We start from the raw sequence: 13,613 nt of genomic DNA, 5'->3' as shown, positions 1-13,613 counted from the left end.
CGTCGCGCCTACAGTGACCGAGTGGAATCCGTGCTGCTCTTCGTCCTCGGCGTCGTCATCATCGCCGTGGGCGTCGCCCTGTCGATCGCGCTGCACGAGGTGGGTCACCTCGTGCCGGCGAAGCTCTTCGGGGTCAAGGTCACGCAGTACATGATCGGGTTCGGCCGGACGATCTTCTCCGTCCGCCGTGGCGAGACGGAGTACGGCGTTAAGGCGCTGCCGCTCGGCGGCTACATCGCGATGATCGGGATGTACCCGCCCAAGCACCCGGGCGACCGCGTCGGCGAGTCGAGCACAGGCTTCTTCAACGGGCTGAACGGCAACGAGTCGACGCCGGAGCCGCGCCGCGGCGGCTACGCGACGATGATCGACGAGGCCCGAGCGGCCAGCGCCGAGACGATCGGCGCGGGTGAGGACCACCGCGCCTTTTACCGGCTCGCGGTCTGGAAGCGCGTCATCGTGATGTTCGGCGGCCCGTTCATGAACCTCGTGATCGCGACCGTCCTGTTCACGGTGCTGCTCTGCGGCATCGGCGTGGCCCAGAACACCTCGACGATCTCCAGCGTCTCGCAGTGCGTGGTCCCGGCGAGCGACACGACCGCCGAGAGCTGCGCCTCCGACGACCCGCTCGCACCCGGTGCCGCCGCGGGCATCCTGCCCGGCGACACGATCACCGCGATCGACGGCACCCCCGTCTCCTCCTGGAACGACCTCACCCCGATCATCCGGGCCTCCGCCGGAGTGCCCCTCAGCGTGGCCGTCGAGCGCGACGGCCAGCCCCTCACCCTCACGATCACCCCGGCCGAGAACGAGGTGGCCGTCACCGACGCCGCCGGCAACGCCGTGCTCGATGCCTCCGGCGCGGTCGAGACGCAGACGGTCGGCTTCATCGGCATCTCGCCCACGCAGGCGCTCGTGCAGCAGCCGATCACCGCCGTCCCCGAGACCGTCGGGCAGAACGTCGCCAGCGTCGCTCACGTCATCCTCAACCTGCCGCAGCGTCTGATCGACGTGGCGCAGGCCGCCTTCGGCAACGAGGCGCGCGACGCCAACGGCCCGATCAGCGTCGTCGGCGTCGGCCGCATCGCCGGCGAGATCGCCGCCTCCGACCAGCTGCCCATCGTCTCCAAGGTGCAGACCATGGTCGGCGTCCTCGCCTCCCTCAACGTCGCCCTCTTCGTCTTCAACCTCGTCCCCCTCCTCCCGATGGACGGCGGCCACATCGCCGGCGCCCTCTGGGAGGGCCTGCGCCGCCGCATCGCCAAGCTTTTCGGCCGCCGCGACCCGGGTCCGGTCGACATCGCCAAGCTGCTGCCGCTCACCTACGCGGTCGTGCTGCTCCTCGGCGGAATGAGCGCGCTGCTGATCTACGCCGACATCGTGAAGCCGATCACGCTGTTCTGAGCTGTCTTGCGAGCCGGTCCCTGCCCGGCTCGCCGCGGTCGGCTTTGCGACGGGTGGCGCTGGGAGGAGCGTGTCGTGTTCGGCTAGCGCGAATCGCTCGCACGCGATTCGCGCTTTCGCCTTCGAGGGGGCGCCGGTCCCTGCCCGGCTCGCCGCGGTCGGGCTGTGCTTGTTCGACGCCGGTCCCTGCCCGGCGTCGCGCGGTCGGCTTCGCGACGGGTGGAGTGGGAGAGGAGCGTGTTGCGGTCGGCTGGCGCGAATCGCTGGCACGCGATTCGCGCGTTCGCCTTCCAGGTGGGGCCGGTCCCTGCCCGGCGTCGCGCGGTCGGCTTCGCGACGGGTGGAGTGGGAGAGGAGCGGGTTGCGGTCGGACTCGCGCGAATCGCTGGCACGCGATTCGCGCTTTCGCCTTCGAGGTGGCGCCGACTCCGGTCCGGCCGGCTGAGCTCGGTTCGATGTGCAGGAGATGTGCCGGAGGCTGCTCGCGGGGACGGGGGTGTGAACGCGATCTGCCGGAGACCACCTGCAGATCGGACGTCGGCGGTTCCGGAATCCGGTCGAGGAAGGCGTGGCACGGACCGTGGAGATCGGCGGGACCTGGGAACCGGGGGAGCGGCGGCGTCCGGCCGGACGGCGCGCGTACGATGGGGCTCGTGCCTGCTGTGAATCTGGGTTTGCCCAAGGTCCCCGTGACCCTCGCCCCCCGCCGGAAGACCCGTCAGATCAAGGTCGGGAAGGTGCTCGTCGGCGGTGACGCTCAGGTCAGCGTCCAGTCGATGTGCACCACGCCGACCACGAACATCAACGCGACGCTCCAGCAGATCGCCGAGCTCACCGCCTCCGGCTGCGACATCGTGCGCGTGGCCGTGCCGAGCCGCGACGACGCGGAGGCGCTGCCGATCATCGCGAAGAAGAGCCAGATCCCGGTCATCGCGGACATCCACTTCCAGCCGAACTACGTCTACGCCGCGATCGACGCCGGCTGCGCGGCCGTCCGGGTGAATCCGGGCAACATCCGCAAGTTCGACGACCAGGTCGGCAAGATCGCCGCCGCCGCGAAGGCCGCGGGCGTCTCGATCCGCATCGGCGTCAACGCGGGCTCGCTCGAGCCCAGCCTCCTGCAGAAGTACGGCAAGGCCACCCCCGAGGCGCTCGTCGAGAGCGCCGTCTGGGAGGCGAGCCTCTTCGAGGAGCACGACTTCCACGACTTCAAGATCTCGGTCAAGCACAACGACCCGGTGATCATGGTGCAGGCCTACCGCCAGCTCGCCGAGCGCGGCGACTGGCCGCTGCACCTCGGCGTCACCGAGGCGGGCCCGGAGTTCCAGGGCACGATCAAGTCGGCGACCGCGTTCGGCATCCTCCTCGGCGAGGGCATCGGCGACACCATCCGCGTCTCGCTGTCGGCTCCGCCCGCCCAGGAGGTCAAGGTCGGCCTGCAGATCCTGCAGTCGCTGAACCTCCGCGAGCGCAAGCTCGAGATCGTCTCCTGCCCGAGCTGCGGCCGCGCGCAGGTCGACGTCTACACGCTCGCCAACGACGTGACCGCCGGCCTCGAGGGCATGAGCGTGCCGCTGCGCGTCGCCGTCATGGGCTGCGTCGTCAACGGACCGGGCGAGGCCCGCGAGGCCGACCTCGGCGTCGCCTCCGGCAACGGCAAGGGCCAGATCTTCGTCAAGGGTGAGGTCATCAAGACCGTCCCCGAGTCCGAGATCGTCGCGACGCTGATCGAGGAGGCCAACCGCCTCGCCGCCGAGATGCCGGCCGACGACACCTCGACCGGCTCCCCGGTCGTCGTCGTCGCGAAGTAGTCCCGCGGCGGCGGGTCGGTCCCACGACCGGTCCGCCGCCACCCCGGCTCGCGCGGGACACCCCGCCGCGGACTCCGGATAGGATCGTCCCTCGTGGTTACCCGTCTCTCGCACCTGTTCGTCCGCACCCTCCGAGAGGATCCGGCCGACGCCGAGGTCGCGAGCCACCGCCTCCTCGTCCGGGCCGGCTACATCCGGCGCCAGGCGCCCGGCGTCTTCGCCTGGCTGCCGCTCGGGCTCAAGGTGAAGCGCCGCATCGAGGCGATCATCCACGCCGAGATGGCGGCCGCCGGTGCGCAGGAGGTCCACTTCCCCGGGCTGCTGCCCCGCGAGCCCTACGAGCTCTCCGGCCGCTGGACCGAGTACGGCGACGGCGTCTTCCGCCTGAAGGACCGCAAGGACGCGGACTACATGCTGGCGCCGACCCACGAGGAGTTCTTCACCCTCCTGGTCAAGGACCTCTACTCGTCCTACAAGGACCTGCCGCTCTCGCTCTACCAGATCCAGGACAAGTACCGCGACGAGGCGCGTCCCCGCGCCGGCCTCCTGCGCGGCCGCGAGTTCACGATGAAGGACGCCTACTCCTTCGACTACACCGACGCCGGTCTCGACGCGAGCTACCAGCTGCAGCGCGACGCCTACGAGCGGATCTTCCAGCGCTTCGGACTCGAGTACGTGATCGTGCAGGCGGACGCCGGCGCGATGGGCGGCTCGCGCAGCGAGGAGTTCCTGCACCCGACCCCGGTCGGCGAGGACACCTTCGTGCGCTCGGCCGGCGGCTACGCGGCCAACGTCGAGGCGTACCGCACGCCCGTCCCCGCGGCGCTCCCGCTCGAGGGGCTCTCCGCGGCGCGCGTCTTCGACTCGCCCGGCACCCCGACCATCCAGACGCTCGTCGACCTCGCCAACGCCCAGGAGCCGCGCGCCGACGGCCGCGCCTGGACCGCCGGCGACACGCTCAAGAACGTCGTCCTCGCGCTCACCGCGCTCGACGGCACCCGCGAGCTCGTCGTCGTCGGCCTGCCCGGCGACCGCGACGTCGACCTCAAGCGCGCCGAGGTGGCCTTCGCCCCCGCCGAGGTCGAGGCCGCGACCGAGGAGGACTTCGCGAAGCACCCCGCGCTGGTCAAGGGCTACATCGGCCCGTGGTCGGCCGAGGGCGCGGTCCTGGGCGAGGAGTCGGGCAGCGGGATCCGCTTCCTGCTCGACCCCCGCGTCGTCCAGGGCACCTCCTGGATCACCGGCGCCAACGTCGCCGGGAAGCACGTGCTCGACCTCGTCGCCGGTCGCGACTTCTCCGGCGACGGCGTCGTCGAGGTGGCCGACGTCCGCTCGGGCGACCCCGCTCCGGACGGCTCCGGCCCGATCGAGACCGCGCGCGGCATGGAGATCGGCCACGTCTTCCAGCTCGGCCGCAAGTACGCGGACGTGCTCGGTCTCAAGGTCCTCGACGAGAACGGCAAGCTCGTCACCGTCACCATGGGCTCCTACGGCATCGGCGTCACCCGGATCCTCGCGATCATCGCGGAGAGCAACCACGACGACCGCGGCCTGATCTGGCCCGAGAACGTCGCGCCGTTCGACGTGCACGTGATCGCGACCGGCAAGGACCCGGCGGCGCTCGCGCTCGCGGAGTCCGTCGGCGCCTCGCTCGAGGCCGCGGGCCGCGACGTGCTGATCGACGACCGGCCGAAGGTCTCTCCCGGCGTGAAGTTCGGCGACGCCGAGCTGATCGGCGTGCCGGTGATCGTCATCGCGGGCCGCAGCGCCGCCGACGGCATCGTCGAGCTGTGGGACCGCCGCACCGGCGAGCGCGAGCAGCTGGCCGCCGCCGAGGCGCTGGCCCGACTCGGCGCCTGACCGGCGCCGTCCTCTCCGTCCGCGTCCGGCGCGGTCGGCTATGCTCAATGGTCCCGACGCGCGGGCCCGGCTCCGTGCCGTGGTGCCGCCGGCGTCGGGCCGGACTTCGACGTGGTCGCGCTGCGCCGCCACGCCACCCAAGTGAATAGAGAGAAAGGCCCGCCCGTGGACATCGACCTGAGCGTTCTGCGCCTGCTGGAGCGCGAGCGCGAGATCCCCTTCGAGGAACTCGTGCAGATCATCGAGCAGGCGATCCTCACCGCCTACCTCAAGCACATCGGACAGGCGGACGACGCCGACGCGGCGACCGCCGTGGACGCCCGCGTGCACCTCGACCGCAAGACCGGGCACGTCAGCGTGTTCGTGCCCGAGATCGACGAGGAGGGCGCCGTCGTCGGCGAGTCCGAGGACTCGCCGCGCGACTTCGGCCGCATCGCGGCCTTCGCCGCCAAGCAGGTCATCAACCAGCGGCTGCGCGACATCGGCGACGAGAAGATCCTCGGCGAGTTCAAGGGCCGTGAGGGCGACATCGTCGCCGGCGTCATCCAGCAGGGCCCGAACCCGAAGATGATCCACGTGGATCTCGGCTCCATCGAGGCGATCCTCTCGCCCGAGGAGCAGGTGCCGGGCGAGGACTACAGCCACGGCCGCCGCATCCGCGTCTACGTCACGAGCGTCAGCCGCGGCACGAAGGGCCCGTCGGTCCAGGTCTCGCGGACGCACCCGTCGCTGGTCCGCAAGCTCTTCGCCCTCGAGGTCCCGGAGATCGCCTCCGGCGTCGTCGAGATCGTCTCGCTCGCCCGCGAGGCCGGCCACCGCACCAAGATCGCCGTGCGGGCGACCGAGCCGGGCGTCAACGCCAAGGGCGCCTGCATCGGCGAGCTCGGCCAGCGCGTGCGCGCGGTGACCGCGGAGCTGAACAACGAGAAGATCGACATCGTCGACTACTCCTCCGACCTGCCGACCTTCGTCGCCAGCGCGCTCTCGCCCGCCAAGGTGACCAGCGCCTTCGTGATCGACCAGAGCCTCAAGGCCGTGCGCGCGCTCGTGCCGGACTACCAGCTCTCGCTCGCGATCGGCAAGGAGGGCCAGAACGCCCGGCTCGCCGCCAAGCTCACCGGCGCCAAGATCGACATCCAGCCCGATTCGGTGATGGACGGGGAGTGATCCCCGCTGTCGGCGGTGCGGGGAGGCGCTCCCGGGAACGAGGGAGTACAGTGGAACCCGTCAGAACGTGCGTCGGCTGCCGTCTGCGCGCCCCAAGGGCCTCACTTCTGAGGCTCGTCCTCCCCTCGAACGTCCTCGTGGTAGATCCGCGGGGTGTCCGTGCTGGGCGGGGAGCGTGGCTGCACGACGCGTACGACTGCTACGAGCTCGCGGTGAAGCGCCGCGCGTTCAGCAGGGCGTTCCGGACGCGCGAGAGCGTGGACGCGAGCGCCGTGGAGCAGTACGTCACCCGTGACCTGACCGGCTCGGCTCCTCACCCTGAGGAACCGGCCAGGCGAACGATCACACCGCAGAGAGAACAGGCAGAACGGCCCGTGAACTGATCATGAGCAACGACTGATGAGCGGCTCGAAATGAGATCCGTCCGTTTGTGATGGCCTGCCCCGTCTTGGGCGCAGGTCCGAGACAGGAGAGAAGTGGCTAAACCACGCGTGCACGAGATCGCCGCCGAACTCGGCGTCGACAGCAAGGTCGCACTTGCGAAGTTGAAAGAACTGGGCGAGTTCGTCAAGGGACCGTCGTCCAGCATCGAACCCCCCGTCGCCCGCAAGCTCCGCCAGGCCCTCCAGGGCAGCGCGAGCACGGGTGCCTCCACGACCCCGTCGGCGCCCGCCGCCGGCACCGCCCGTCCCGGGGCTCCCCGCCCCTCGGGCGCACGCCCCTCCGCGCCGATGCCCGGCCCGGCCAAGCCGCCCGCTCCGGCGCCGGCTCCGCCGATGTCGGTCGCCGAGCGCCAGGCTGCCGCCCAGGCCGCCCAGGAGGCCGCGGCCGCGGCTCGCGCCCAGGCCGCTGCGAACGCCCCCGCCGCTCCGGCTCCGACCGAGGCCGCCGCTCCGGCGCCCGCGGCCGAGAAGCCCGCTGCAGCGACCCCCGCCGCCTCGCCCGCCACCCCCGGCGGACCGAAGCCGGCGACCCCGCGTCCGGCCCCGGCGGCGGCCCCGCCGAAGTCCGGCGGCAGCTCCGCTCCCGGCGGCTCCAGCCGTCCCGGTGGCGCACCGCGTCCGGGCAACAACCCCTTCGCGAGCAACCAGGGCATGGGCCAGCGTCCCGCGACGCCCCCGCGTCCGGGCAACAACCCGTTCGCCAGCTCGCAGGGCATGGGCTCGCGCCCGACGCCCAGCAACATCCCCCGTCCCGCGGCTCCTCGCCCCGGTGCGCCCCGACCCGGCGGTCCCGGCATGGGCCAGCGCCCCGCCGGCTTCGGCCAGCGTCCCGGCGGTCCCGGTGGCGGAGCCGGTCGTCCCGGCGGCCCCGGCCGTCCGGCCGGCGGCGGCTTCCAGCGCCCCGGCGGCGCCCCCGGAGCGGGTGGCGGCTTCGCCCCTCGTCCCGGTGGCGGCGGCGGTCGCGGTCGCGGCCCCGGTGGTGGCACCGCTGGTGCCTTCGGTCGCGGTGGCGGCAAGAGCAAGGCCCGCAAGTCGAAGCGCACGAAGCGTCAGGAGTTCGAGCTCAGGGAGGCCCCGTCGCTCGGCGGCGTCAGCGTCCCCCGCGGCGACGGCAAGACGGTCATCCGTCTGCGCCGCGGCGCGTCGATCTCGGACTTCGCCGACAAGATCGAGGCCATGACCGGCGTGCCTGTGCCCCCCGGCAACCTGGTCACCGTCCTCTTCGCCCTCGGCGAGATGGCGACGGCGACCGAGTCGCTCGACGAGGCCACCTTCGAGGTGCTCGGCGGTGAGCTCGGCTTCAAGATCCAGGTCGTCTCGCCCGAGGACGAGGACAAGGAGCTCCTCGAGGGCTTCGGCCTCGACCTCGAGCAGGAGCTCGAGGACGAGACGGACGAGGACCTCCAGATCCGTCCCCCCGTCGTCACCGTCATGGGTCACGTCGACCACGGAAAGACGCGCCTGCTCGACGCGATCCGCAACGCCAACGTCGTCGCCGGCGAGGCGGGCGGCATCACGCAGCACATCGGTGCGTACCAGGTCGTCGCGGAGCACGAGGGCATCGAGCGCCCGATCACCTTCATCGACACCCCGGGTCACGAGGCGTTCACCGCCATGCGAGCCCGCGGTGCCCAGGTCACGGACATCGCGATCCTCGTGGTCGCGGCGGACGACGGCATCATGCCGCAGACCATCGAGGCGCTGAACCACGCCCAGGCGGCCAACGTGCCGATCGTGGTCGCGGTCAACAAGGTGGACAAGCCCGACGCCAACCCGGCCAAGGTGCGTCAGCAGCTGACCGAGTTCGGTCTGGTCGCCGAGGAGTACGGCGGAGACGTCATGTTCGTCGACGTGTCGGCCCGCGCGAACACCGGCATCCAGGACCTCCTGGACGCCGTGCTGCTCACCGCGGACGCCGGTCTCGACCTGCGCGCCAACCCCGACAAGGAGGCCCGCGGAGTCGCGATCGAGGCCAAGCTCGACAAGGGACGCGGTGCCGTCGCGACGGTCCTCATCCAATCGGGAACGCTGCGCGTCGGCGATGCGATCGTCGCGGGAACGGCCTACGGCCGCGTCCGTGCGATGGCCGACGAGAACGGCGTCGCCGTGCTCGAGGCCGTGCCGTCGCGACCGGTGCAGGTGCAGGGACTGTCGTCCGTGCCCCGCGCCGGCGACACCTTCCTCGTCACCGAGGAGGACCGCACCGCCCGCCAGATCGCCGAGAAGCGCGAAGCCGCTCAGCGCAACGCCCTGCTGGCCAAGGCCCGCAAGCGCATCTCGCTCGAGGACTTCACCCGTGCTCTCGAGGAGGGCAAGGTCGAGTCGCTCAACCTCATCATCAAGGGCGACGTGTCCGGTGCCGTCGAGGCGCTGGAGGAGTCGCTCGTCAAGATCGAGGTCGACGACTCGGTGCAGCTGCGCATCATCCACCGCGGTGTCGGTGCGATCACGGAGTCGGACGTCAACCTCGCGACGATCGACAACGCGATCATCGTGGGCTTCAACGTCCGCCCCGACCCGAAGGCCCGAGAGCGCGCTGCTCGAGAGGGAGTGGACATCCGCTTCTACTCGGTCATCTACAACGCGATCGAAGAGGTCGAGAACTCGCTCACGGGCATGCTCAAGCCCGAGTACGAGGAGGTCCAGTCCGGTATCGCCGAGATCCGCGAGGTGTTCCGCTCCTCGAAGGTCGGCAACATCGCGGGTGTCATCGTCCGCTCCGGCACGATCACCCGCAACTCGAAGGCGCGCGTCATCCGCGACGGCGTCGTCGTCGGCGACAACCTCGCCATCGAGTCGCTGCGTCGCTTCAAGGACGACGTCACGGAGGTCCGTACGGACTACGAGGCCGGTATCGGTCTCGGCAAGTACAACGACATCCAGATCGGCGACGAGATCGAGACGATCGAGATGAAGGAGAAGCCGCGAGGCTGACCCTGAATGCTCACTGGAAGGCCCGGGTCCGCCCGGGCCTTCCGGCGTTCCAGGGGGTCCTTGGCTTCCGGCTTTCGGCCCCTGGTCTGACGAGGGATCGGGAGCCCACTCCTGCCCTCGCGCGACTTCCCGCGGGCCTGCGGCCCGCCCGCCAGACCCGAGCCTGTCGCGCGAGGGCAGGAGTGGGCTCCCTCCCTTCGGGAGGATCGACTCGCCAGAAGTCGCGGGAGTGGTTCGGTACGCCGGGGCACGTCGCGTCGGATACCTGCGCCTGAACGTGGGGTGGGGCGCCTGCGCGGGAGGGGGACCGGGAGTACGGACTTCCGTATGCACGGACGGGAGGTGCGGGTGGGGTGTCTCGTCGCGGCTCCTGGCTCGGGTCTGGCGGGCGCGGCGCAGCCGCGCGGGAAGGAGCCGCGGCGAGGCACCCCATCCGCGCCGGCAGCGCCGCGCAGAACCGGGCGAGGACAGAGCAAGCCCCCGGCAGGACTGCCGGGGAGTGGTTAGATGGCGAGCTGAACGGTTCGTCGAGAGAGATGAGGACCAGCCATGGCAGATCCGGCACGGGCGAGGAAGCTCGCCGAACGGATTCAGGTGATCGTCGCCAAGCGGCTCGAGCGCGGACTCCGCGACCCCCGACTCGGCTTCGTCACCATCACCGATGTGCAGGTGACCGGTGACCTGCAGCACGCCTCCGTGTTCTACACGGTCTACGGCACCGACGAGGAGCGCGCCGACTCGGCGCTCGCTCTGAAGGCGGCGACCGGCATGCTCCGCACGGAGGTCGGCAAGAACATCACGGCGCGGCTGACGCCGTCGCTCGAGTTCATCCTCGACGCGATCCCGGAGAACGCGAAGCACATCGAGGACCTCCTCGCGACGGCGCGCAACCAGGACACCCAGGTGCAGTCGCTCGCCGCGAAGGCGGACTACGCCGGCGACGCGGACCCGTACGTGAAGCCGCGCGAGGACGAGGACGAGGACTAGGCAGCAGGCCTGAACACCGCGGAGCCCGTGGCGACGTCGACCGATTCCAGGACGACGACGACACGGGCTCCCGGCGTCTGCGGGGTCGGCACGTCGACCGTGATTTCGGGGTCGAGCAGCTGGACCTGCGAGCGGGTCCTCGCGGAGGTGACGACGACGCCCTCGAAGGAGGAGCCCTCACGGCCGCGGAGGATCGCGGCCTCGACGACCGCGGTGGCGGCGCGGGAGGCGGCTCCGGAGCGGCGGTCGCTCGCGGTCATCAGGGCCGGGATCTCGGGCAGGGCCCCGCGGAGCCAGGGCTCGAGCTCCTCGCCCGTGGAGATCGCGAGGCAGGTGGCCAGGGCGAAGCGGTCGACCAGGCGGCGGAGCGGGGCGGTGACGTGCGCGTACGGGGCGGCCAGGGCGGCCTGCTCGGGCTGCTCGGGGGCGGCGCCGTCGAAGGCGGTGTAGCCGGCGCCGCGGAAGAGCGTCGCCGCGGCCGACATGATCGCGAGCTGGGCGGGGTCGGCGGTGTCGAGGCGGCGGAGGTAGGCGCCGTAGGGCTCGTCGACGCCCCAGGGGACGCCGAGGGCGTCCGTGCGGGCGCGGAAGGCGGCGACGGTCGCGTCGTCGGCCGCGGGCATCGTGCGGAGGATCCCGACGCCGGCGCCGAGCATCATCGTCGCGGCCGCCATGCCGGTGAGCAGCGAGACCTGGGCGTTCCAGCCCTCCGACGGCAGGGGTGCCCGGCGCTCGACCCGGTAGCCGCCGTCGACGGCGACGATCTCCTCGTCGGGCAGGGCGAGGCTCGCTCCGCCGCGCTCGGCCTCGCGGGCGAGGCGCTCGGTGCCGAACCAGGGGAGCAGCGCGATCGAGGGGTGCGGCTCGCCGGCGTCGACGCTGCGCTGAACGCCCGCGTAGTCGAGCCGGGCGGTGCTGCGGACGAGGGCGCGCTCGAGGCGGACCGTTCGGGGCTCGGCGGCGTCGTCGAGCTCGAGGGTCTAGACCAGGGCGCGGCGGTCGAGGTCCGGGAGCAGCGAGGCGGTGCCCTCGGAGAGGACCGGCGGGTGCAGCGGGACGCGGCCGTCGGGCAGGTAGTAGGTCTGGCCTCGGCGGCGGGTCTCCGCGTCGAGGGCGCCTCCCGGGCGGACGACGGCCGGAACATCGGCGATGGCGTAGCGGAGCACGACTCCGGAGCCGCGGCGCTCGAGGTGCACGGCCTGGTCGAGGTCGAGGGAGCCGGGCGGGTCGATCGTGACGAAGGGGACACCCGTGAGGTCGATCCGGCCCGTGTCGTCGGCCGTGCGATCGCCCTGCTCCGCCTCGGCGAGGGCCTCGGGCGGGAAGGCGCCGGGGAGGTCGTTCGCGGTGCGGACGGCGGCGAGCGCGCTGTCGAGCTCGGCGTCGGGGCGGGGGAGTCGGAGTCGGCGACCGGTCACGGCGCCACGCTACCGGGCCCGTCCGACACGGAGCCCCGGTCAGGAGTGGGGGAGGAGGTAGCCGTCCTCCGGGGTGCCTGTGGCGAGGCCGTCGGCGAGGAGGCCGGCGAGTGCGCGGTCGCGCTGCTCGGCGTCCGGCCAGAGCGAGGCGATCTCGGCGGCGGTCACCGGGCCGTGCGCGGCGCGCAGCTCGGCGAGGACGAGGCCGCGGACCTGGCGGTCGGAGCCCTCGTACTTCTTCTGGCGTGCCTTGACCGGGCCGTCGTAGGCCGGGTAGCCGGCGGCCCGCCAGGCGCAGGCGTCCCGGATCGGGCAGGTGTCGCAGCGGGGAGCGCGCGCGGTGCAGACGATCGCGCCGAGCTCCATCGTGCCGGCGTTGAAGGCGGCGGCGTCGGCGAGGTCCTCGGGGAGGAGCGCCTCCATCGCGGCGAGATCGGTCTTCGCGCGCGGCGGGCCTGGCTCGGCCGCGCCGTCGATCGCCCGGGCGATCACGCGCCGGACGTTGGTGTCGACGACGGGGTGGCGGTGGCCGAAGGAGAAGACGGCGATCGCGCGTGCGGTGTAGTCGCCGATGCCGGGCAGGGCGAGGAGCGTCTCGACGTCGTGCGGGACGACGCCGCCGTGCTGCTCGGTGATCGCGACGGCGCAGGCGTGCAGGCGCAGCGCCCGGCGCGGGTAGCCGAGCGACTGCCAGGCGCGCACCGCCTCACCCGGGGGGACGGCCGCCAGACCGGCCGGGGTCGGCCAGCGCTCGAGCCACTCGGCGAGCCGCGGGATCACCCGGACGACCGGCGTCTGCTGGAGCATGAACTCGCTGACGAGGGTGCCCCAGGCAGGGAAGCCCTCGCGGCGCCAGGGCAGGTCGCGGGCGTTCTCGCGGAACCAGTCGACGATCGCGGCGGAGAGCGCGGGCATCGGTGCGACGGGCGTCGATCCGGTGGGCATCAGGTCACCCTAGGCCGTCCCGCGTATCGTGGGCGAATGACCAAGTGGGCTCCGCAGAAGGCCGATGTGCTCGACGCTCTCGCGACGGAGGTGCTGCACAACTACGGGCACGGCCGCGTGGCGGTCGGGATCGACGGCGACGACCCGGAGGTGTCCGGCGCGTTCGCGCTCGCGCTGGCCGAGGCGATGCGCCGGGCGGGCCGCGACGCGGTGGTCGCGCACCTCGCCGACTTCCGGAAGCCCCGGGCCGAGCGGGAGGATCCGTCGATCCCCGAGGCGCAGCGCGCGTACCTCGCCGGCTACGACTACGAGCTGCTGCGGCGCGTGCTGCTCGATCCGTTCAAGCTGGGCGGGAGCACCGGCTTCGTCCTCGCCGGCTACGACGGCGTGCGCGATGAGGCGCGGCAGGCGCGCTGGCGCACCGCCGGCCGCGACGCCCTGCTCCTCGTCGACGGGCCGTTCGCCCTGCGTCCCGAGCTCCGCGGCGCGTGGAGCACGTCGATCCGGCTCGACACCCAGGAGCCGCCGGTCGACGAGAGCTACCGCGCGAACACGGACCCGCGGCGGATCGCGGGGATCCTGGTGGACGTCCGCGACCCGGAGCACCCGCGCCGGCTCTTCGCCGACTCCTGCTGAGCTCCCGG

General features: G+C 72.2%; 11 protein-coding genes. 8 read left to right on the top strand and 3 right to left on the bottom strand.

Features of this window, described 5'->3' with window-relative positions; translation table 11 throughout:
• Positions 1-21: 21 nt before the first annotated feature.
• The 7 genes from HQQ86_RS02130 (at position 22) to rbfA (ending at position 10,606) form a co-directional block, all read left to right on the top strand.
• Positions 22-1,404 carry a site-2 protease family protein gene (locus tag HQQ86_RS02130; RefSeq protein WP_173286082.1) on the top strand — a complete coding sequence of 461 codons (1,383 nt, stop codon included), beginning with the start codon at positions 22-24 and terminating at the stop codon, positions 1,402-1,404.
• A 653-nt stretch (positions 1,405-2,057) separates the two neighbouring features.
• Complete coding sequence (gene ispG, locus HQQ86_RS02125; protein WP_173286080.1) at positions 2,058-3,215, top strand: flavodoxin-dependent (E)-4-hydroxy-3-methylbut-2-enyl-diphosphate synthase; 1,158 nt, start codon at positions 2,058-2,060, stop codon at positions 3,213-3,215.
• Positions 3,216-3,308: 93 nt separating this feature from the next.
• The gene (locus HQQ86_RS02120) at positions 3,309-5,075 is read left to right on the top strand and encodes a proline--tRNA ligase (RefSeq protein WP_173286078.1); all 1,767 of its coding nucleotides are present in this window, start codon (positions 3,309-3,311) and stop codon (positions 5,073-5,075) included.
• A 165-nt stretch (positions 5,076-5,240) separates the two neighbouring features.
• Positions 5,241-6,242, top strand: a complete 1,002-nt coding sequence (gene nusA / locus HQQ86_RS02115; protein WP_173286077.1) for a transcription termination factor NusA — start codon at positions 5,241-5,243, stop codon at positions 6,240-6,242.
• Complete coding sequence (locus HQQ86_RS02110) at positions 6,239-6,625, top strand: YlxR family protein (protein ID WP_308197497.1); 387 nt, start codon at positions 6,239-6,241, stop codon at positions 6,623-6,625. The genes nusA and HQQ86_RS02110 overlap by 4 nt, the downstream gene beginning before the upstream one ends.
• 93 nt (positions 6,626-6,718) lie before the next feature.
• Positions 6,719-9,619, top strand: a complete 2,901-nt coding sequence (infB, locus tag HQQ86_RS02105; RefSeq protein WP_173286076.1) for a translation initiation factor IF-2 — start codon at positions 6,719-6,721, stop codon at positions 9,617-9,619.
• A gap of 549 nt (positions 9,620-10,168) precedes the next feature.
• Entirely contained in the window at positions 10,169-10,606 is a 438-nt protein-coding gene (rbfA, locus tag HQQ86_RS02100) for a 30S ribosome-binding factor RbfA (protein WP_123445535.1), read from the top strand.
• Here the strand turns inward: rbfA and HQQ86_RS21085 are convergent.
• The 3 genes from HQQ86_RS21085 to HQQ86_RS02090 form a co-directional block, all read right to left on the bottom strand.
• Entirely contained in the window at positions 10,603-11,280 is a 678-nt protein-coding gene (locus HQQ86_RS21085; protein ID WP_254071771.1) for a hypothetical protein, read from the bottom strand. The genes rbfA and HQQ86_RS21085 overlap by 4 nt on opposite strands.
• Before the next feature lie 306 nt (positions 11,281-11,586).
• The gene (locus HQQ86_RS21920) at positions 11,587-12,024 is read right to left on the bottom strand and encodes an RNB domain-containing ribonuclease (RefSeq protein ID WP_367948518.1); all 438 of its coding nucleotides are present in this window, start codon (positions 12,022-12,024) and stop codon (positions 11,587-11,589) included.
• 39 nt (positions 12,025-12,063) lie between these two features.
• Positions 12,064-12,939, bottom strand: coding sequence for an A/G-specific adenine glycosylase (locus HQQ86_RS02090; protein WP_173287466.1), 876 nt, complete (start codon positions 12,937-12,939; stop codon positions 12,064-12,066).
• Between the two features lie 66 nt (positions 12,940-13,005).
• On the opposite strand from HQQ86_RS02090, the gene HQQ86_RS02085 reads away from it, so the two are divergent.
• A complete protein-coding gene (locus tag HQQ86_RS02085; protein ID WP_173286075.1) occupies positions 13,006-13,605 on the top strand; it encodes a hypothetical protein in 600 nt (199 codons plus the stop codon).
• Positions 13,606-13,613 lie beyond the last annotated feature (8 nt).

The organism is Rathayibacter sp. VKM Ac-2857 (genome assembly GCF_013205025.1).
Taxonomy (GTDB): Bacteria; Actinomycetota; Actinomycetes; order Actinomycetales; family Microbacteriaceae; genus Rathayibacter.
Note: the sequence above shows the minus strand (reverse complement) of the source record. Positions and strands in the feature narration are given on the sequence as shown.